At 64.1% G+C, this 20,442-nt stretch carries 20 protein-coding genes; 12 read left to right on the forward strand and 8 right to left on the reverse strand.

Annotation, left to right across the window (positions count from 1 at the left end; all coding sequences use genetic code 11):
* Positions 1–41 precede the first annotated feature (41 nt).
* The 4 genes from tpx to ACNFCH_RS12465 form a co-directional block, all read right to left on the reverse strand.
* Positions 42–542, reverse strand: a complete 501-nt coding sequence (gene tpx / locus ACNFCH_RS12450; RefSeq protein ID WP_070091110.1) for a thiol peroxidase — start codon at positions 540–542, stop codon at positions 42–44.
* Between the two features lie 171 nt (positions 543–713).
* Complete coding sequence (locus tag ACNFCH_RS12455; protein WP_337158309.1) at positions 714–2,003, reverse strand: serine/threonine transporter; 1,290 nt, start codon at positions 2,001–2,003, stop codon at positions 714–716.
* 339 nt (positions 2,004–2,342) lie between these two features.
* Entirely contained in the window at positions 2,343–3,542 is a 1,200-nt protein-coding gene (locus ACNFCH_RS12460) for an amino acid aminotransferase (RefSeq protein WP_337158308.1), read from the reverse strand.
* Between the two features lie 240 nt (positions 3,543–3,782).
* Positions 3,783–4,808: an Ldh family oxidoreductase gene (locus ACNFCH_RS12465; protein ID WP_337158307.1), complete on the reverse strand. Its 1,026-nt coding sequence runs from the start codon at positions 4,806–4,808 to the stop codon at positions 3,783–3,785.
* 158 nt (positions 4,809–4,966) lie between these two features.
* Between ACNFCH_RS12465 and ACNFCH_RS12470 the strand changes: the two genes are divergently transcribed.
* The 7 genes from ACNFCH_RS12470 (at position 4,967) to ACNFCH_RS12500 (ending at position 11,520) form a co-directional block, all read left to right on the forward strand.
* Positions 4,967–5,839: a MurR/RpiR family transcriptional regulator gene (locus ACNFCH_RS12470; protein WP_337158306.1), complete on the forward strand. Its 873-nt coding sequence runs from the start codon at positions 4,967–4,969 to the stop codon at positions 5,837–5,839.
* 26 nt (positions 5,840–5,865) lie between these two features.
* Positions 5,866–6,618 carry a transporter substrate-binding domain-containing protein gene (locus ACNFCH_RS12475; protein ID WP_196161969.1) on the forward strand — a complete coding sequence of 251 codons (753 nt, stop codon included), beginning with the start codon at positions 5,866–5,868 and terminating at the stop codon, positions 6,616–6,618.
* Positions 6,619–6,702: 84 nt separating this feature from the next.
* On the forward strand, positions 6,703–7,422 hold the full coding sequence (locus ACNFCH_RS12480; protein WP_416742892.1) for an ABC transporter permease: 720 nt from the start codon (positions 6,703–6,705) through the stop codon (positions 7,420–7,422).
* On the forward strand, positions 7,419–8,129 hold the full coding sequence (locus tag ACNFCH_RS12485; protein WP_416742893.1) for an ABC transporter permease: 711 nt from the start codon (positions 7,419–7,421) through the stop codon (positions 8,127–8,129). The genes ACNFCH_RS12480 and ACNFCH_RS12485 overlap by 4 nt, the downstream gene beginning before the upstream one ends.
* Before the next feature lie 16 nt (positions 8,130–8,145).
* Complete coding sequence (locus ACNFCH_RS12490; protein WP_337158304.1) at positions 8,146–9,390, forward strand: FAD-binding oxidoreductase; 1,245 nt, start codon at positions 8,146–8,148, stop codon at positions 9,388–9,390.
* Between the two features lie 22 nt (positions 9,391–9,412).
* Entirely contained in the window at positions 9,413–10,198 is a 786-nt protein-coding gene (locus ACNFCH_RS12495) for an amino acid ABC transporter ATP-binding protein (protein WP_337158303.1), read from the forward strand.
* Positions 10,199–10,710: 512 nt separating this feature from the next.
* Positions 10,711–11,520: a type 1 glutamine amidotransferase gene (locus ACNFCH_RS12500; protein WP_337158302.1), complete on the forward strand. Its 810-nt coding sequence runs from the start codon at positions 10,711–10,713 to the stop codon at positions 11,518–11,520.
* A gap of 136 nt (positions 11,521–11,656) precedes the next feature.
* On the opposite strand, the gene ACNFCH_RS12505 is transcribed toward ACNFCH_RS12500, so the two are convergent.
* A complete protein-coding gene (locus ACNFCH_RS12505) occupies positions 11,657–12,427 on the reverse strand; it encodes a helix-turn-helix transcriptional regulator (protein WP_337158301.1) in 771 nt (256 codons plus the stop codon).
* A gap of 105 nt (positions 12,428–12,532) precedes the next feature.
* On the opposite strand from ACNFCH_RS12505, the gene ACNFCH_RS12510 reads away from it, so the two are divergent.
* Complete coding sequence (locus ACNFCH_RS12510; protein WP_337158300.1) at positions 12,533–13,348, forward strand: sulfite exporter TauE/SafE family protein; 816 nt, start codon at positions 12,533–12,535, stop codon at positions 13,346–13,348.
* Between the two features lie 74 nt (positions 13,349–13,422).
* On the forward strand, positions 13,423–13,752 hold the full coding sequence (locus tag ACNFCH_RS12515; protein ID WP_337158299.1) for a hypothetical protein: 330 nt from the start codon (positions 13,423–13,425) through the stop codon (positions 13,750–13,752).
* 98 nt (positions 13,753–13,850) lie between these two features.
* Here the strand turns inward: ACNFCH_RS12515 and ACNFCH_RS12520 are convergent, their stop codons facing one another.
* A complete protein-coding gene (locus tag ACNFCH_RS12520; RefSeq protein WP_337158298.1) occupies positions 13,851–15,011 on the reverse strand; it encodes an MFS transporter in 1,161 nt (386 codons plus the stop codon).
* Positions 15,012–15,400: 389 nt separating this feature from the next.
* Between ACNFCH_RS12520 and ACNFCH_RS12525 the strand changes: the two genes are divergently transcribed.
* Complete coding sequence (locus ACNFCH_RS12525) at positions 15,401–16,618, forward strand: amidohydrolase family protein (RefSeq protein WP_416742894.1); 1,218 nt, start codon at positions 15,401–15,403, stop codon at positions 16,616–16,618.
* A 36-nt stretch (positions 16,619–16,654) separates the two neighbouring features.
* Here the strand turns inward: ACNFCH_RS12525 and ACNFCH_RS12530 are convergent, their stop codons facing one another.
* Positions 16,655–17,542: a LysR family transcriptional regulator gene (locus ACNFCH_RS12530; RefSeq protein ID WP_323113926.1), complete on the reverse strand. Its 888-nt coding sequence runs from the start codon at positions 17,540–17,542 to the stop codon at positions 16,655–16,657.
* Positions 17,543–17,659: 117 nt separating this feature from the next.
* Between ACNFCH_RS12530 and ACNFCH_RS12535 the strand changes: the two genes are divergently transcribed.
* Positions 17,660–18,334 (forward strand): class I SAM-dependent methyltransferase, encoded by a 675-nt coding sequence (locus ACNFCH_RS12535; RefSeq protein ID WP_416742895.1) that lies wholly within the window; start codon positions 17,660–17,662, stop codon positions 18,332–18,334.
* 222 nt (positions 18,335–18,556) lie between these two features.
* Positions 18,557–19,441: a DMT family transporter gene (locus ACNFCH_RS12540; RefSeq protein WP_416742896.1), complete on the forward strand. Its 885-nt coding sequence runs from the start codon at positions 18,557–18,559 to the stop codon at positions 19,439–19,441.
* On the opposite strand, the gene ACNFCH_RS12545 is transcribed toward ACNFCH_RS12540, so the two are convergent.
* On the reverse strand, positions 19,442–20,353 hold the full coding sequence (locus ACNFCH_RS12545; protein ID WP_337158293.1) for a hypothetical protein: 912 nt from the start codon (positions 20,351–20,353) through the stop codon (positions 19,442–19,444).
* Positions 20,354–20,442: the final 89 nt, after the last annotated feature.

A 20,442-nucleotide genomic window follows, 5' to 3' on the forward strand; every position in this document is an offset into this window, starting at 1 on the left:
CAGCGTGTGACCGAGGGAGCCGCTTCGCGGCTCCGACACACTTACTTCAGGACAGCCAGCGCCGCCTCGTAGTTTGGCTCATCGGCGATTTCGCCAACCAGCTCGCTGTGCAGGACCTTGTCGTTCTCATCCAGCACCACCACCGCGCGGGCAGCCAGACCGGCCAGGGGACCGTCGGCGATGGCCACGCCGTAGTTCTCGAGGAACTCGCGACCACGCAGGGTCGACAGGTTCTTCACGTTCTCCAGGCCTTCGGCACCGCAGAAACGCGCCTGGGCGAACGGCAGGTCAGCCGAGATGCACAGCACCACGGTATTGGCCACGTCGTTGGCCTGGGCGTTGAACTTGCGCACGGAGGTGGCGCAGGTCGGGGTGTCGACGCTTGGGAAGATGTTCAGCACCTTGCGCTTGCCGGCGTAGTTCTGCAGCGACGTGTCGGCCAGGCCTTCACCGACCAGAGAGAACGCCGGTGCCTGGGCGCCGACCTGCGGCAGATTACCTTTGACCTGGACCGGGTTGCCTTTGAGAGTCACTTGAGCCATGACGAAATCCTTATGCGGGGTTTTGAAAAGGACACTGAGTTAAGCATGAAGGCGCGCAAGTGCCTATGGGAAAAGTTAAATTGTTCTATTTCCAGGCATTTATTGTGGACAAAAAAAGGCCCAAATGACGACAAACCATTCGGGCCTTTCTCTTTATGCAACGGCGTTGGATCAGCCCAGCAGGCTATCGACCACCGAATAGACCACCGAGGACATGGCCACCAGGCCCAGCACCACGACGAAGACGTTGGACATCGCCCCGCTGTACTTGCGCATCGATGGCACGCGGCGGATGGCGTACATCGGCATCAGGAACAGCAGCGCGGCGATGATCGGGCCGCCAAGGGACTCGATCATGCCCAGGATGCTCGGGTTCAAGGTAGCGACGATCCAGCACACCACCAGCATCAGGGCAGCGACCACGCGATCCATGGCCTTGGCACCCGGGCGCAGGCCGGTCTTGCCGATGATGCCCTTGAGGCCTTCGCTGGCACCGATGTAATGGCCCAGGAACGACTTGGCGATGGCGATGAAGGCGATCAGAGGTGCGGCGAAGGCGATGGCCGGGTTGCTGAAGTGGTTGGCCAGATAGGACAGGATCGACAGGTTCTGCGCCTTGGCCTCGGCGAGCTGGGCGCTGCTGAGGGTCAGCACGCAGCTGAACACGAAGAACAGCACCATCGCCACCATCAGCAGGTGCGCGCGGGCCAAAATCTGGCCGCTGCGCTCATCGGCGTGCTCGCCGTAGCGGCGCTTCTGGTCGACCGCGAAGGCCGAGATGATCGGCGAGTGGTTGAAGGAGAACACCATCACCGGGATCGCCAGCCACATGGTGTGCAGGAAGGCCGAGCCCGATGGCAGTTGGCCGGCGCTGTCGAGGATACCGCCATTCCAGTGCGGCACCAGGTACAGGGCCAGCAGCGCCAGGGCGACGATGAACGGGTACACCAACAGGCTCATGACCTTGACCGTGGCCTGTTCGCCACAGCGCACGATCAGCAGTAAGCCAAAGATCAGCAGGAACGACAGCAGCGCCCGCGGTGGCGGGGTCATGTGCAACTGATGCTCCATGAAGCTGCTGACGGTGTTGGTCAGGGCGACGCTGTAGATGAGCAGGATCGGGAAGATGGCGAAGAAGTACAGCACGGTGATCAGCGCGCCGGCCTTGATGCCGAAGTGCTCCTCGACCACCTCGGTGATGTCGCCACTGCGCCCGGAGAGAACGAAACGGGTCAGCCCGCGGTGGGCATAGTAGGTCATCGGGAAGGCCAGCACAGCCAGGATCAGCAGCGGCCAGAAGCCGCCAAGGCCGGCATTGATCGGCAGGAACAAAGTTCCGGCGCCGATCGCCGTGCCGAACAGGCCCAGCATCCAGGTGGTGTCTTGTCGCGACCAACTGCCGAGGGTGGCGGGGGTCGATTCTTCGAAGCGTTGTTCAACGCTTGGGGCCTGCTCATTCATTCCGGGTGCAACTCCACTCGCAAGACTGCAACAGGCTGAGAGCGGCGAAACAGAAGGCCTCGCACACCTCAACCGAAAAGAGGGGCGCGATTGTGCGCTGATTGGGTTGCACTTGCATAGCCCCGCCCTACGGACGGTTGCACCTTTAATGTAAGAATTATCCGCTGGCCGGCTGCACCTTTAGACAGAACGAGTTGCACCTTGAGGTTTTTGCGGCTGCTTTGCATCCCTTTCACGGCACAAGGCCGCCCCTACAGGAGCAGCGCGCGCTTGAGTTTGCGCAGTACCTGTAGGAGCGGCCTTGTGCCGCGAAAGGGCCGCGACGCGGCCCCAGCAGTATCAAGCCGAATGAACGGCCGCGAACGCCTCTGCCACCCGGCGCAGGTTGGCCGGGCGCAGGCCCGACATGCACACCCGACCGCTGTCGATCAGGTACACGCCGAACTCATCGCGCAGACGTCGTACTTGGGCAACGCTGAACCCGGTGTAGCTGAACATGCCACGCTGACGCAGGAAGAACTGGAAGTCCTGGCCCGGCAACAGCTCGCCCAGCAGGTCAACCAAGCCCTGGCGCATGTCGAGGATACGCTTGCGCATCACCTCGACCTCGGCCACCCATTGGGCGTTGAGTTCGGCGTCGCCCAGCACGCCGGCCACCAGTTGCGCACCATGGCAGGGTGGGCTGGAGTAGTTGCGACGCACGGTGGCCTTGAGCTGGCCCAGCACGCTTGCGGTGGTGGCTTCATCATCGCAGACCACCGACAGGCCCCCTACTCGCTCGCCGTACAGCGAGAAGATCTTCGAGAACGAGTTGCTGACCAGGCACGGCACGCCGGCACGGGCCATCTCGCGGATCGCGTAAGCGTCTTCCACCAGGCCTTCGCCGAAGCCCTGGTAGGCGATGTCGAGGAATGGAATCAACTGACGTGCCTTGACCACTTCAACCACTTGCTGCCACTGGTTCTGGTCCAGGTCGACGCCGGTGGGGTTGTGGCAGCACGGGTGCAACAGGACGATGCTGTTCTGCGCCAGGCCTTGCAGGCACGCCAGCATGCCGGCGAAGTCCACGCCACGGGTGGTCGGGTCGAAGTACGGGTAGGTATGGACCTTGAAGCCCGCGCCTTCGAAGATCGCGCGGTGGTTGTCCCAGGTCGGGTTGCTCACCCAGACCTCGGACTGCGGGAAGTAGCGCTTGAGGAAGTCGGCGCCGACCTTCAGCGCGCCGGAGCCGCCGACGGTCTGCACGGTCGCCACGCGAGCGCCGGTCACGGCCGGATGATCGGCGCCGAACAGCAGAGCCTGAATCGCCTGGCGATAGCTGGCCAAGCCTTCCATCGGCAGGTACAGCGAGGCTTCGTGGGGCTGATCGGCCAGGCGCTTTTCCACCTCGCCCACTGCCGCCAGTTGCGGCACCACGCCGGCTTCATCGTAGTACAGGCCGATACTCAGGTTGACCTTGTCAGCACGGGGGTCGGCCTTGAAGGTCTCCATCAGCGAGAGAATCGGGTCGCCGGCATAGGCATCGACATGTTTGAACACAGCGCACAGCTCCTTGGATCAGGTCAGTTCGGGAAATGCTGCCCCGAGAATACCCTCAGTGAGGCGTGAGAAACATCACTGATGTGCAAGGCGTTCAATGCAGCCTTGCACGGAGGCCTGGCCCGCACCTTTGACTCGGCATCAGCGCTGCCCGTTTCGCGGGTAAACCCGCTCCCACAAGGGCCTGCGCAAGCCATGTGAAAGCGGCGGTTCTATCCGCGAAGGCAGGCCCGGACGCGTTCAGTCCGCCAACGCCCTGAGCCCCTGCAACTCCTGCTCGGTCAGCGCCACCCCTTCACGCTGCGCCACCTCGCGCTCACGGTAGCGCCGCTCCCCTGGCATGCGCGTCAGCCCCGCTTCCTGCATGTGATCGACCAGCGCTCGGCTGCGCTGGGCAAAGCGTTGCCCTTCGGCCTTGGTCGGGTCGATGACGATGATCAGCTGTCCTGTCCACGGCGTCTTCGCCCCCGGATGTCCGGACCAGTCGAACTCCCAGGAGAAATGCCCACCCGTGAGTGCCGCGGCCAACAACTCGACCATCATCGACAGCGCCGAGCCCTTGTGCCCGCCAAACGGCAGCAGCGCGCCACCTTCGAGAATTGCCTTGGGGTCACAGGTCGGCTGTCCCTGGGCATCCACGCCCATGCCCGGCGGCAGTTGCTCGCCAGCCCGCGCGGCGATCTGCACATCGCCATGGGCCATGGCGCTGGTGGCCATGTCGAAGACGATCGGGTCATGCCCGGCGCACGGTGCAGCAAAGGCGATCGGGTTGGTGCCGAACAGCGGCTTGCGTGCGCCATGGGGCACCACGCAGGTCATGCTGTTGACCACGCTCAAGGCCACCAGCCCTTCGTCGGCGAAGGGCTCCACATCCGGCCAGAGGGCCGCGAAGTGGTGCGAATTATGAATCGCCAGCACGGCGATGCCGGCGTTACGCGCTTTCTCCACCAGCAATGGACGGGCCGCGGCCAAGGCCGGCTGGGCAAAGCCACCACCGGCGTCGACCCGGACATAGCCCGGGGCAACATCGCTCACTTGAGGCTCGGCACGCCCATTGACCCAACCACTGGCCAGGGTCGAGACATAACCGGGAATACGAAACACGCCATGGCTATGGGCGCCATCACGCTGGGCACTGGCGCAGTTGTAGGCCAGCGCCGCGGCGACCGGCTCGGCACAGCCGTGACGTTGCAGGATGCATTGCAACAGCGCCTGCAGCTCGGCGAAAGGCACGCGCACGACAGGGCTTGTGGAAGGTGCGGACATCTGGAGCTCCTGTTCTTGTACTTCTTGGAAGTGGAATGGCTACAGCGTAAGCAAGGGCAAAACTTATCCCGCGAATGACAGCTATCTGTCAATTGTTGACTTGATGACAGAAAACATCCATTTTCTATCGCAAGCCTCACCCACCCCCGGAGTCGACCATGAGCCAACCGATCAAGCAACGCCTGGAGACCAGCCTGCAGAGCGCTGCAGCCTCGGGCCGCAAGATCGCCAGCTACATGCTCGCCAACCTGCACGAGTTGCCATTCCAGACCTCGGCCAGCATCGCGACCAAGCTCGGTGTCAGCGAATCCAGCGTCGGCCGTTTCTGTCGCTCCCTGGGTTATGCCCACCTCAAGGCGCTCAAGCAAGACCTGCAGAACGACCTGGGTGATGGCCCCTGGCTGGTGGGGGATCGCCTGCAAGAGTACCGCCAAGGCGAGGACGACAGCGAGAGCTCCGGCAGCCTGGAGCTTGAAATCGCCGCCCTGGTGCGTGTTCACGAATACCGCCGCAGCCAGGCCTGGCAACAGGTGGCCCAGCGCCTGGCGAGCAAACGCCGGGTGTTCATCGCAGGTTTCCAGACCGAGCGCGGCGTGGCCATGTGCATGAGCCACCTGCTGCAGTACCTGCGCGATGGCGTGCAACTGGTCGACGGCAGCGCCGGGCATTTTGGCGATGTGCTGCTGGGCCGTGCCGAAGACAGCGCCCTGGTGGTGTTCGAGGCGCGCCGTTACTCCCGCCATGCCCTGCTGCTGTGCAGCAAGGCGCGTCAGGCGGGCATCCCGGTCACCCTGGTGACCGACACCTTCTGTGACTGGGCCGATGCCAACGCCGACGAGGTGTTCCGCATCCCCACCGAATTCAACCTCTTCTGGGAGTCCACCTCGGCGATGCTGTCGTGGGTGCACCTGATGGTCAACGAGGTCTGCAGGAAGCTGGGGCCTGATGTTGAAAGACGCTTGGAAGCAACTGCCGCTCTACATAACGAATTCGTCGGCTACACCTCGTGGCCAACGGGAAAACAACAATAGCAAGAGTGCAAGTACAGAGGTGTTAGATGAAAAAGACCATGTCCGTGGTGGGTGCGTGTGCCCTGTTGCTGGCCGGCGCGGCCAGCGCCGAGACCCTGCGCTTCGCGACCGAGGGCGCCTACCCTCCCTTCAACTATGTCGATGCCGATAACAAGCTGCATGGTTTCGACATCGACATCACCAACGCCCTGTGCGCGCAGATGAAAGTCGAATGCACCCTGGTGGCCCAGGACTGGGAAGGCATCATCCCGGCCCTGATGGCCCGCAAATACGACGCCGTGGTCGCCTCGATGATCGACACCGAGGAGCGACGCAAGAAGATCGCGTTCACCAACCACTACTACCGCACCCCGTTGACCGTCGCAGTGGCCAAGGACAGCCCGATCAAGGACGCCCAGGCCGACTTCAAGGGCTACACCGTCGGCGCCCAGTCCTCCTCCACCCAAGCGATCTACGCCGAGGATGTCTACGCCAAGGCCGGTGCCGACGTGAAGCTCTACCCGACCATGGACGAAGCCAACGCCGACTTGGCAGCCGGCCGCCTGGACGGGGTGATCGCCGACAAGTTCCCGCTGCACGAGTGGATGAACAAGAACGGCCAGGACTGCTGCAAGGTCCTGGGCGACGTCAACGGCACCAAGGCCGACGCCGCCATCGCTGTGCGCAAGGACGACGAGGCCCTGCGCGAGCGCCTGAACAAGGCGCTGGGCGAGATCGTCGCCAACGGCACCTACCAGAAGATCGCCAGCAAGTACTTCGCCTTCGACATCTACAACTGACCTGACACCAGTGGCAGCGGGTTCGCCCGCTTCCACAGGGCCACTGTTGCCTTTCGATATCGATGTAGCTGAGGAGCCTCCTCCATGCTCGATCAACTGTCTCTGCTGTCCTTCGCCAGCGGGGGCTGGGGCCAGGCGTTGCTCGCCGGCGCCCTGGTGACCCTGTCACTGGCTCTGGCCTGCCTGCCGATCGGCCTGCCGCTGGGCCTGCTCGTGGCCCTCGCCGCGCGCTCGCGCAAACGGGCCGCGCGCGCCTGGGCGACCAGTTTCTCCACGGTGTTTCGCGGCCTGCCGGAGTTGCTGACACTGCTGATCATCTATTACGGCTGCCAGATCGCCGCACAGAAGCTGCTGGCGGCAATAGGCTATGAAGGCGAGGTGCTGATCAACACCTTCCTCGCCGCGATGATCGCCTTCAGCCTGGTGTTCGCCGCGTTTTCCAGCGAAATCTGGCTGGCCGCCTTCAAGACCCTGCCCAAGGGCCAGCTGGAAGCCTGCTCGGCCCTGGGCCTTAGCAAGCGCACCGGATTCTTCAAGGTGGTGCTGCCACAACTGACCCGCATCGCCCTGCCGGGGCTGTCCAACAACTGGCTGTCCTTGCTCAAGGACACCTCGCTGGTGTCGACCATCTCGTTGGTCGACCTGATGCGCCAGACCAACCTGGCGGTCAGTGTCACCAAGGAGCCGATGTTCTTCTATGGCGTCGCCTGCCTGGGCTACCTGCTGTTCTCGGCGCTCTCGGGCCGGGTGTTCGCCTTCATCGAACGACGCTGCAACCGTCACCTGCAAGGAGCACGGGCATGAGCTTCGAACAATTGCTGGCCATGGTGCTCGACCCCGACCTGCTTGACCGCTACGGCGCACGCTTCATCGACGGCCTGCTGGTGACTGCCAAGCTGGTGGCGATCTCCTTCAGCCTGGGCGCGGTGCTTGGGCTGCTGCTGGCCTTGGCGCGCATGTCGCACAGCCGCGTGCTGCAGCGCCTGTCGGCAGGCTACGTGTACTTCTTCCGCGGCTCCCCGCTGCTCGCACAGCTGTTCTTGCTGTACTACGGCCTGGGCTCGCTCAAGGGCTTCTGGCAGGACATGGGCCTGTGGTGGTTCTTCCGCGAAGCCTGGTACTGCACGCTGCTGGCCTTCACCTTGAACACCGCCGCCTACCAGGCGGAGATCTTCCGCGGCAGCCTGATGGCCGTGGCCCCCGGCCAATACGAAGCGGCGCGGGCCTTGAGCCTCAAGCGCTCGACCACCTTCTTCAAGGTGATCCTGCCGCAATCGCTGCTGGTGGCCATCGGCCCGCTGGGCAATGAGCTGATCCTGATGATCAAGGCCAGCGCCATCGCCTCGCTGGTGACCATCTATGACCTGATGGGGGTGACCAAGCTGGCCTTCTCGCGCAGCTTCGACTTCCAGATCTACCTGTGGGCCGCGGTGCTCTACCTGGTGATCGTCGAGATCGTCCGTCGAGCCCTGAAACACCTGGAAGCCCGCCTGGGCCGCCACCTGAACTGACCGAAGGATACGCTCCATGCATTGCCAAACCATCGTCCTGGGCGCCGGCATCGTCGGCGTCAGTACCGCCCTGCACCTGCAGGCCCGTGGCCGCCAGGTGATCCTGATCGACCGCGATGAGCCCGGCAGCGGCACCAGCCACGGCAACGCCGGGTTGATCGAGCGCTCCAGCGTCATCCCCTACGCCTTCCCACGCAGCCTGGGCGCCCTGCTGCGCTACGGCCTGAACCGCCAGCCAGATGTGCGCTACAGCCTGCTGCACCTGCCCAAGGCTGCGCCTTGGCTACTGCGCTACTGGCAACAGTCCGCCCCCGGGCGCCTGGCCAGTGCCGCCGCCGACATGCTGCCGCTGGTGCAGCGCTGCGTCGAAGAGCACGACGCCCTGATCGACGCCGCCGGCCTCGGTGCGCTGGTGCAGGCCAAGGGTTGGATCGAGGTGTACCGTGACCCAGGCCTGTTCGCCCAGGCCAAGGCCGACCTCAAGGGCCTTGCCCGCTACAACCTGCAATACGAGATTCTCGAACGCGATCAACTGCAAGCCCGGGAACACCAGCTCGATGGCGACGTGATCGGCGGCATCCACTGGCTGGACCCGAAGACCGTCAACAACCCCGGTGGCCTGACCCGAGGCTACGCCGCCCTGTTCATCCAACGGGGTGGCCAGTTCATCCATGGCGACGCCCGCAGCCTGCGTCAGGTCGGTGCACAGTGGCAGTTGGACAGCCGTCGCGGCCCGATCACCGCCGACGAGGTGGTGGCCTGCCTCGGCCCACAGTCAGCCGAGCTGTTCGAGCCACTGGGCTACCACTTCCCGCTGGCGATCAAGCGTGGCTATCACATGCACTACAGCACCCGGGACGGCGCCGAACTAGCCCACTCGATCTGCGACACCCAAGGTGGCTACGTTCTGGCGCCGATGGCCCGGGGCGTGCGCCTGACCACCGGTATCGAGTTCGCAGCCCACGATGCCCCCGGCAACGAAATCCAGCTGGGCCGCTGCGAAGCCCTGGCCCGCAAGCTGTTCCCGGCCCTGGGCGAGCGCCTGGACGACCGCCCGTGGCTGGGCCGGCGCCCGTGCCTGCCGGACATGCGCCCGGTAATCGGCCCGGCACCACGGCACAAGAACCTGTGGTTCAACTTCGGCCACGCCCACCACGGCCTGACCTTGGGCCCGGTCAGCGGTCGCCTGCTGGCCGAACTGGTCACAGGCCAGGCTCCATTCACCGATCCATCGCCCTACAGCGCTGCACGCTTCGACTAAAACCACGCGGGAGAACAACAAGATGACCGCCGCCTCTCTGAGCCTTGCCAGCGTCACCCCCGAACCCGACCCACGCCCGGTGCTGATCCGCATCGAGGGCCTGAACAAGCACTACGGCGCCTTCCATGTACTGCACGACATCAACCTGCAAGTCCGCGAAGGCGAGCGCATCGTGCTCTGCGGCCCCTCAGGCTCGGGCAAGTCGACGCTGATCCGCTGCATCAACCGCCTGGAAATCGCCGAACAGGGCAGCATCCACGTAGCCGGCACGGACCTTGCCGCCACCAGCCGCCAGGCCGCCCAGGTACGCAGCGAGATCGGCATGGTGTTCCAGCACTTCAACCTGTTCCCGCACATGAGCGTGCTGGACAACTGCCTGCTGGCCCCCACCACCGTGCGCGGTCTGTCGCGCAAGGACGCCGAAGAGCGGGCGCGCATGTACCTGAGCAAGGTCGGCATCGAGAGCCAGGCCCACAAGTACCCCAGCCAGCTCTCCGGCGGCCAGCAGCAGCGGGTGGCCATTGCCCGGGCGCTGTGCATGAAACCGCGCATCATGCTGTTCGACGAACCCACCTCGGCCCTGGACCCTGAGATGGTCGCCGAAGTGCTGGATGTGCTGGTGCAACTGGCCGGTACTGGCATGACCATGCTCTGCGTCACCCATGAAATGGGCTTTGCCCGCCAGGTGGCCGAGCGGGTGTTGTTCCTGGAGGGTGGGCAGATCATCGAGGACAGCCCGCCGGAGGTGTTCTTCAATCACCCGAAAACCCAACGGGCACAAGCGTTCCTCAAACAAATCCTGCACTAGACCTTTCTGGATAACCACCGCCCCTGTGGGAGCGGGTCCACCCGCGAATGCGATAGTGATTCACCGTCGTATTCGCGGGCAAACCCGCTCCCGCAGCGTTTGCGCCGCCCGGACGGAACTGGCTGTCCTTCAGTGGGGTGGGCGGGTTCACCCGCGAATGCGCACGCAAAGGCCCCCTCGTATGGGTAGATGGAACCCACCAACCCTCCAGTACCTGCCGGCACTCATTGCACCCATGCAAAGACCCAACTGCATCGTTAAATATTATTGACCTAACCCCCCGCCAAACCCTTGTCGCCGCAGGGCTCCAAGCCCTCAAGCCCCCGAAAAACGGCGCCTGCGCCCCTCGTCACTCGTTTGACATATCGAACGGCTCTGGCAAGCTATGAGTAAGCCCCGACCGGAATCGCCTGCCAGGCGAGCCGGCAGTGCTCGGGGCTTCAGGACGTACTCAAGGCCGAGCCCGTGCGCCTGCACAACAACGACAGGTAGAACCTGTCCCAAGGTGACATATGTCCAACAGCAACATTGGCAACAAGCAACCCTCCCTGCGCAAACCCGTCGTCCTGATGACCATGGGCAGCCAAGAGCGCAAAGGCCATGACTATCAGGTCATGACCCACAAATACATCACCCCGCTGGTCGAATTCGCCGGTTGCGTCCCGGTCCTCGTACCCACCTGCTGTGGCGTCGAAGACCTCGAGACCTACCTGGACATGGCCGACGGCGTCTACCTGACCGGCGCGGGCAGCAATATCGACCCAGCCCTCTATGGCCAGGAAAACGAAACCCCGGGCAAGGCCCAGGACAAAGATCGCGACCTGTTCGACATCCCACTGGTGAAAATGGCCATCGCTCGCGGCCTGCCGATCTTCGGCATCTGCCGTGGCATGCAGGAAATCAACGTAGCCCTGGGCGGCGACATCTACCAGAAGGTCTACGCCGAGCCAGGCTTCAACGACCACCGGGAAAACCCCGAAGATCCGGTCGAAGTCCAGTACCAGGCCGTACACAGCGTCAAGGTCAAACCAGGCAGCTGGCTGCGCGAGAAGCTCGGCACCGACGAAATCCGCGTCAACTCCCTGCATGGCCAGGGCCTGAACAAGCTGGGCAAGGGCATCGAGCCGATCGCCCATGCCGAAGACGGCCTGGTCGAAGCGATCCACGCCCCAAGCATCTCGCCGTTCCTGTTCGCCGTGCAGTGGCACCCGGAATGGCAAGCCGCGAAGAACCCTGACTCGATCAAGATCTTCGAAGCGTTCGGCGACGCCTGCCGCACCCAGGTGCGCAAGTCCCAGGGCAAGCGCAACCAGGCTGCCTGATTCCTCTTCGTTAGTTTTGATCGCGGGGCGGCGCAATGTCGCCCCCGCTTCCCCGGTCACCCTCTGCTGGTCCCAGAACACTTCCCGTGGAAGCGGGTGGCTGGCTTGTGCCTGTCTCCGCGATCATTTTTTTGCCTCACACCACCGTGTGCCGTAGGGCCGAAGGTGCCTCCCCCATCATCCGCCTGTACATGCTGGAAAACGCACTCGGGCTTTCATAGCCCAGATCCAGCGCCACCCGCGTGACCGACTCCCCCGCCGCCAGGCGCGCCACTGCCGCCATCAGGCACGCTTGTTGCCGCCATTGGATGAACGACAACCCCGTGAGCGTTCGAAAGCGCCGGGTAAAGCTACGAAGGCTCCAGTTCAGCCGCTGCGCCCAATCCTGGGGCGTGACGCGGATATCCGGCTGGGCGAGAAACGCCTGGCACAACTTCGCAACACGCGGCTCCTGCGGGATCGGCGCGAACAGCGGCAATGGCCGGGCGCGGCGCAATTCTGCCAGCATCAAGCCAACCAGCAGGCCGTCGCGCCCTTGGGTGTCGTACAACGCCGGCACCTCGGCACTGGCCAGCAGCAGTTCATGAAGCAAGGGGCTGACCAGCAACGCCTCGCACTGCTCGCCCACCCTGGGCACCGCTTCGGGCTCGATGTACAGGCTGCGGGTGCTGACGCCGCGCATGCGCACTTGGTGGCGCTTGCCCGGCGGAATCCAGACGCCGTTGTAGGGCGGGACCACCCAGGCGCCGTCATCGGTCAGCACATCCATCAGACCACTCATGCCGTAGAGAAACTGCGCCCGCCGATGGCTGTGTGCCGCCAGCAACGTGCCGGGCGGGTAATCGGTGCCGATGGCCAGCACTGGCCGGGGCGTTGCATCCACCGTCTGCAAAGGGATATTGCGCATGCTGATCGCCCTGGCCGAAAAACAACGATTATTGGCCAATGCGCGCATGCCAGCCAACCCCACGCCCTTTATCGTGCAGCCCTCATCGACTCTGGAGGGTCTTGCATGTTCTACGCCTTGCTCGTTGCGTTCGGCCTGTGCGCTGGCGTCACCACCTTGTTGTTCGGCTTTGGCGGCGGATTCTTCGCCGTGCCCTTGCTCTATGCGCTGCTGGTGACCAGCCACGAAGCCGGCAGCCTGGCCAGCGAGCACGCCATGCAGATCGCCGTGGCCACCTCGGCCGCGGTGATGGTCGTCAGCAGCGCCCTGGCCAGCTGGCGTCATCATCGCGCCGGGAGCCTGCAATGGGGCCTGGTGCGCCGGCTGGTCCCAGGCATCAGTCTTGGCGCCCTGCTCGGCGCTGCTGCAGCGCTCTGGCTGCACAGTGACTGGCTGCGATGGCTGTTCATCGCCTACTTGGTGGCGAGCCTGCTCGATGGCTGGCTGCGCCCGGGTTTCGTGGCGACGAGCCACCCACAGGTTCACCCGTTGGGCCGAGGGCAGGCGACTTTGCTGGGTGTGCCGATCGGCGCGGTGGCAGCCTTGCTCGGTGTGGGCGGCAGCGTCATGACCGTGCCGTTGATGCGTCGGCGCGGCGCAAGCATGCTGACCGCCACGGCCATGGCCAACCCGTTGTCGTTGCCCATGGCGCTGGTGGCCACGCTGACCTATGCCCTGTTGCCCCAGGCGCAATTGGCGCTGGGCGCAGGCTACCTGGGCCTGGTCAATCTGTATGCCGGCGCCGCGTTGGTGGCGGGCGCCTGGCTGGGCATGGTGCTGGCTGCGCCGTTGGTCGGACGCATCAACGATACCCTCCACGCCCGCGCTTACCTGATATTGCTGGGCGGCGTGCTCCTGACGATGCTTGGGGTACGTGCTTGACGGCAAATTGCTGGCCCCCAGCCCTGTGAAGCGAAGGCAAACTCCCTTCTCCTTCATAAGCTTAGGACAGCATCATGCGGGTATTTCTAGCAACGATCGCCGGCTGTGTGATGGCCACAGTCGCCTTCGGAGCCCATGCCAAGGCCTTGAACCAGAACGACCGCCAAGTGTGCCACTGGGGTTCGCAGATCGCCGCCGATGCGCAGCAGGCCAAGCTTTCCGGCGTCACGCTGTACGCCACGCGCAAGCGGCTGCAGACACGCAAATTCCCCAAGCCCTGGATGCGCATGACGGCCTTTGGCATCACCGAGCAGACCTATAACAGTCAGTCCCGGCTCAAGCCCGCAGCGATCAAGCAGACCTACTACGAGCAATGCGTACAGCATGCCATTGCCAAACGTTAATATTTATAAATCATGCAGTTATAAACACTATCTAACGTTTTAACTTAAGACAGCACTTACATCGACGAGAGGGGCCGCAACGGCCCCATCTGGCCCATTCAAACCGAGGCCGACAACCGCTCCTGTGCCCCCTTGGGCCGTCCACCCAGGCACGTGATCGCAAAGGCGATCACCAACGCGCTGGTGCCCAACAGGAAGATCAACTGCTGATTCGACCCCTCCACTAGCAGGGCGATCAAGGCTGGGGTCACCGCCGCCGCGCCCATCAGCGTGATGCTCACCAGAGGTGTGAGCTTTCCGGTCGGGTCGTTGGTGGTGATCAGCGCCATGTAGTACGACAACGACAACACCCATCCAAAGTTGATCAGCAGCAGCGCGACGCACAGCTGCATCGGCGTGCGGGTATGCCCGGTCAGCATGGCGATCGACACGAAGATCGCCACCAGGCCCACGGCGATCATCATCTGGCGGTTGACCCGAGCGCCCAGCAAAGCGGGCAGCCCCGCCCCTGGCAGGCCGCCAATGGCCGACAAACCGAACGCCCAGCCGATATCCACCCCGTCGATACCTTGGTCACGTGCCAGTTGATCGATGAAGCCCCACACGCAATAGATGGCGATCTGCATGAACAGCATGCCCACCAGCGCGCTGCGTCCTGTGCGCGACGAGCCGCCCTGGGCGGGCGTCCCCTCGCCGCTGCCGACCAGCACTGCAGGCCTGCGTGGCAGTGCAAGGCTCGCGCCGCAGATCAGCAGGTACCACAGGCCAAAGGAACACAGCGCCGTCACCGTGCCGCTCTGGGCCGCGAGCAGCGGCAAGGCGGCGGAAAACAACGAGTACTCCGGCGTCTGCAGCAACAGCATCAGGCCGAACGAACGGTCCTGGTTGGGCAAACGTCCCAGCGTGGACACCGCATAGGCATACACCAACCCGGCGCAGGTTCCTGCGGCCAGACGCACGAGCAGCAGCATGGCGTTGGTCGAGGCGAAGGCCGTGGCGATGCTCAACGCAACGCACAGCAGGCCCACGAGCAGGCATAGGCTGCGCCCGCCCTGGCGCTTCATCAGGATCGGGCACAGCAAGGTGCCCAAGGTCATGCCGATCATCTCCACCGAGACGACCCAGCCCTGTTGATCGAGCGACAAGTTCAGTTGTTCGGTGACCAACCCCATGAAGATAGGCTGTACACCGCAGACGATGAATGAAGTGCAAGCGATGAAGATAAGGGCGGCACGCAGTAGCTTGGAATCTTTGATCATGAATGGACCCTGACACGCTGCACAGCGTCACCTGCCACATCAGGTAACCCTGCCCACAGCATTTGTTTTTATTGTTTGGGTGACTGGGCCAAAAGCGCTGTGATAGACGCCCTCGATTGCCCAGCCCAGCAGCGGCAAAACTGCTCTGGGGTGCCATCCTGGCCCTTGCCTGAAGGCTTTGAAAGTTAAATATCGGAATCGACTTCAGTGGGCTTTTTAATGCAGCCGATACCGGTTGCCTGTATCCAGAAACACACTGCAATCGATGCTGATATTTAATTTGTGGGGGCCTTGGAGATTCCCTACCGTGTGACGCTACATCCAACCCAGGGGCCATCGCCCGCCACCGTGCGTTTCGTCGATCCGGCCCCGATGAGAAAAGGCCAGCCATGAACGACCGTGAGTTCATCAATGCCATCGATGCAGATGGCCTGCCCCTGAACATCGCCGTGAAGAACGGACGCATCACCCACATCGGCCCGCAACGCGCCGCCGTGGCGTCGGTCGAGACCGTCGACCTGGAAGGTCTGCTGGCCCTGCCCGGCTTCGTCGATGGCCATATCCACCTGGACAAGAGCTTCGTCGGCGACCGCTGGCGCCCCCACCAGAGCGTCGCGACCCTGCGCGAGCGCCTGGCGGTGGAAAAGCGCGAACTGGCCAGCGCCCTGCCCATCCTCGACCGCGCCGACTCGTTGATCCGCCAGGCCGCCTGCTACGGCACCCTCGCCATGCGCTGTCACGTGGATGTCGATGCCACGACCGGGCTGAGCCACCTACGCGCCATTCTCGAGGCACGGGAGAAGTGGAAGGACCTGATCGATATGGAACTGGTGGCCTTTCCCCAGGCCGGTGTGGTGTCCTGCCCTGGTACCGCCGACGTCCTGGAGGCCGCCATCCGCGAGGGTGTGCAGGTGGTTGGCGGCATCGACCCGACGACCCTCGATGGCGACGCCGAGGCCCAGCTCGATATCGTCTTCGGTATCGCCGAGCGCCACGGCGCGAAAGCCGACATCCACCTTCACGAACCGGGCGAGATCTGCATTGCCCAGCTCGAACGCATTGCCGCACGCACCCGCGCATTGGGCATGCAGGGCCACGTGGCGGTCAGCCATGCCTATGGGCTGGGCGATGTGTCCGACCTTGTGGTCGACCGGACCGCCGAGGTGCTGGCCGATGCGGGCGTGTCGATCATGACCAACGCGCCTGGCGAGCATGCCTTCCCGCCGGTATTGCGCCTGCGCGCGGGAGGTGTGCGGGTGTTCACTGGCAACGACAACATCCAGGACGCCTGGTGGCCCTACGGCAATGGCGACATGCTGCAACGGGCGATGCTGGTCAGCTATCGCTCGGGCTTCAATACCGACGAAGAGCTGCGGGTCGCGCTGGACATGGCCACCGAGGCCGGCGCCGCTGTGATGGGTAAGACGGACTATGGCCTGAAGGTGGGCAACGAGGCGAGCTTCGTGCTTTTCAAGGCTCCGAACGCAGCTGCGGCGGTAGCGGCCGCCCTGCATGAGCGGCTGATCGTTCGCCATGGGGCGTTCTGGAGCGGGCCTGCCACCTTGCAGCTTCAGGCTGCCCAGTTCGCTCGCGAGATGCGCCGCTGAGTTGCCGCCTGGGGGCGCCTTGCGCCCCAGGCGGCATCAGGCCGGTTCGGGTGCTTCGTCGCGCAGGATCCCGATCAGGATTTCCGCCAGTGCCTTGACCATCGGGTCGGCCGTGGGCCGATAGAAGACCGCCGCCTCGAACACCTTGATCGGCTTGAACCCCTCCTCGCTCCCCAACACCCGGTGCCCCGGTGTGACCACCCGCGACGGCAACAGGCTGACACCCAGCCCATTGGCCACCGCCTCCTGGATGCCGGCCAGGCTCGAACTGGTAAACCCGATGCGCCAGCTACGGCCCATGGCCTCGATGGCACTGATCATGTCATCGCGGTACAGGCCGCGCGCAGGGAAGGTCACCAGCGGGATCGGGTCCTGGGCGAAACAGGGGTATTGCGCGCTGTCGATCCATTCGATGCGCTCGGGCTGGCAGGCGTTGGCCTCACGGCTGTGGCGGCGCTGCTTGATCAGCACCAGATCCAGCTCGCCGCGGTCATAGCTGCTCATCAGGTCGCGGCTCAGCCCCCCGGTGATCTCAAGCTTCACCTTGGGGTGCTTGCGGTTGAACGCGGCCAGCGCTGCCATGGTCTTGCCCGCGACAAAATCGTCCGGTAAACCGATGCGCACTGTCACCGTCACGCCACCGGACAACGCCTCGCTCAGTTGATTGCTCACCGCCAGCAGATGCCGCGCATACCCCAACAGCATCTCGCCGGCATCGGTCGGATGCACTTCGCGGTTGCTGCGATCGAGCAACTGGTGCCCCACCATCTCCTCCAACCGCCGTACCTTCTGGCTGACGGTGGACTGGGTGGAGTGAAGCCTGGCGGCCGCCGTGGTGAAACTGCCGCAATCGGCGACCATCACCACAGCCCGGAGCAGGTCCAGGTCATAGATCGATCTATTTGGTTTTGCACTGTCTGTCATACGCAAGATTCAGCTTTCGAATACATAGGCCTCTGCGCATGATGCCAGAAGCCTTCTACCTTGGCTTGCACGATCAGGCCTATCCTTGTGCTTGACCATTCCCACGGGACACTGCCGATGCCCACACCTGAAGCCTCACTGCTGCACAGTTGGCAGCACAATGCCCAAGCCTGGATCGAGGCCGTGCGCAGCGGCGCCATCGAAAGCCGACGGCAGGTCACCGACCAGGCCATCCTGCTGGCGGTGTTGGGCCGCCAACCTGAGCACGTGCTGGACCTGGGCTGCGGCGAGGGCTGGTTGTTGCGCGCCTTGGCCGAGCGAGGGCTCGAGGTGACAGGCGTGGACGGTGATGCAGGGCTGGTGCAAGCCGCGCAAGCGGCTGGATCGCCCCAGGTATTCCAGGCGACCTACGAACAATTGGCTCAAAGGCAGGTAGACGTGGGCCATGCATACGACGTGGTGTGCGCCAACTTCGCCTTGCTGCACCAGAACATCATCCCGTTGCTCGACGCCATGCGCGCCCTGCTCGCCCCAGGCGGCGCACTGGTCATCCAGACCCTGCATCCCTGGACGATGGCCAACGGTGACTACCAGGATGGCTGGCGCGAAGAGACGTTCGCCGGATTCGCCGGGCAATGGGCTCCGATGCCCTGGTATTTCCGCACCCTCTCCAGCTGGTTGAATGCCCTGGACATGGCCGGGCTGCGGCTGGTCAGCCTGCAGGAGCCGCAGCATCCGCAAAGCCCGGTGCCGCAGTCGCTGCTGCTGGTCGCACAGCGCCAAACTGTGTAATGGCCTAGCGGGTACCCCGCCCACAGGGATTTCACAAGTTTTGAGAGTGGCGCAGGCCCGGTGCAAGCCTGCGATGGTCTGCAAAGCAGCCCCTCAATCCCTGACCAACCCCTTGGTTGCGACACGATCCACACCAGACACGCCAACCCCGCCCCACCCCCTTGCTCCCTTGTGCGCCCACCCGCTAGCCTGCCTTCCTCTCCCGGATGGACCCAGCCCCCCATGCAACCGCGCGACCTTGCCGCCTATTCGTTCCTGGCCATCACCTGGGGGCTGTCCTTTCTGGTGGTGCTCAAGGTGGTGCATGCCTTCGGCTGGGTGGGCGCGGTCAGCCTGCGCTCGCTGATCGCCGGCAGCACGCTGGCCGTGCTGGCGGCGCTGCTGGGGCGGGCGCTGCGCCTGCGGCCCTTGCTCAAGCCGCTGCTGGTCGTGGGCGCCACCACGGTGGCCGGGCAACTGATCGGTCTTTCCTACGCCACACCGCGAATCGGCACCGCCATGTCGGCGATTCTGGTGGCGACCATTCCGCTGTTCTCGATGATCATCGGCCGCGTCTGGGGCCTCGAGAAAATCACCCCCCAGGGCCTGGCTGGCCTGCTGTTGGGCGTACTTGGCATCGTCATGCTGGTGGGGTTCCCGGCGCAGGCCGTGACCGAAGACTTCATTCACGGCTGCATCGCTTCGGTCTTTGGCTGTCTGTGCGCTGCGTTCGGCAGCAACTATGCGAGCCTGCGCCTGCGCGGCCAGGACCCGTGGACGGTCACCGGTGGTGCCTTTCTCGCTGGCGGCCTGCTGACATTGCCCTTGTTGTGGGTGGTGCCTGTACCCACCGTGCCCCAGGCCGGCGACTGGCTGCTGCTGGCCATCAGCGGCGCGGTGATGAGCGCCACCACCTACGTGCTGTACTTCGGCCTGGTCGCGCGCATCGGTGCCACCCGCACCATCAGCGTGGAATTCGTGGTGACCTTGGTGGCCGTGCTGATCGGCGCACTGTTCCTCGGCGAGGCCCTGAGCCTTCTGCAGATGGTGGGCGGTGGGGTGATCCTGCTGGGCTGCACGCTGGTGCTCGGCTTGCTGCCGGGGCGCAGCAAGCGTCTACCCAGCTGATCAGGCCCCGGGCACGTCCGGGGCCACATCCTGCGCCTGAGCGGTGCTGGTATCGATCGGTGGCGTCAGACGCAACACCCGGTCGCGCCCGCCTTCGGCGAGCAGGTAGCCGCCCTTGCCGTCAGGGACGATGGCCTGGGGCGCCTTGAGGAACGTCAGCACCGTATGACGCTGACCGTCGGCGTCGATGCGCAACAGCCGTGCGCGGTGGGTGGAGTCTTCGCTGATCCACAGCCCACGCTGATCGCAGAGCAGGAAGGTGGGGTTGCGCAGGCCGCTGGCCACCACCGGGTCCTGGCCATCCTCGCTCAGCGCACGGATCTGCCCGGCCCCCTTTTCGGTGTAAAGCAGGCGCCCATCGCTGCAACGGGTCAGGCCCTCGGTTTCGGTCAAGCCTGAGCGCAGGATGTCGAGTTGGCCGCTGTGCCAGTCGTAACGCATCAACCGGCCATTGCCCTTGCGGTCCTCGATGGCATAGAGGTAATCGCCGTCGTTCCACAGACCCTGCACGCTTTCGCCGTCGAACAACCGGGTTACCTGACCGTCCCGGGCAAGGCTGACCGGCGCCTTGCCGCCTTCCTGGCTGAATACCCAACCGCCCTGGGCGGCCACCATGCCATCAGGTTTGGACAACCCCTCGATCAACACCACCCGATCGCCTTCGGCAGTGATCTTCAGGATGCTGCCACGGCCATCGTCCAGCTCGCGGCTCACCAGCAGGCTGCCATCGGCCTGGGGCAGCAGGGAGGCGGCCTTGTCCACCGAACGGTGGAGTACCTGAACATCCCAGCCGTCCGCGGCCTGAACCGGGTAGAAACTCTGCCAGGCAAAGAACCCCAGGGCGCTGGCAAGCACTCCGGCGGTGCCGGCCACCAACACTTTTGCAGTACGTGCGCGCAGGGCTCGTGCCATTGATCGTCTCCTTGAAGGAGGCGAAATCCTAGCAAGTGGATGTGAAAAAAATGTTGTCTGCCCTATCCGACTCATCGCCTATAAAAAAC

It is taken from the genome of Pseudomonas sp. NY15354, assembly GCF_048068075.1.
In the GTDB taxonomy this organism is placed as follows: Bacteria; Pseudomonadota; Gammaproteobacteria; order Pseudomonadales; family Pseudomonadaceae; genus Aquipseudomonas; species Aquipseudomonas guariconensis_C.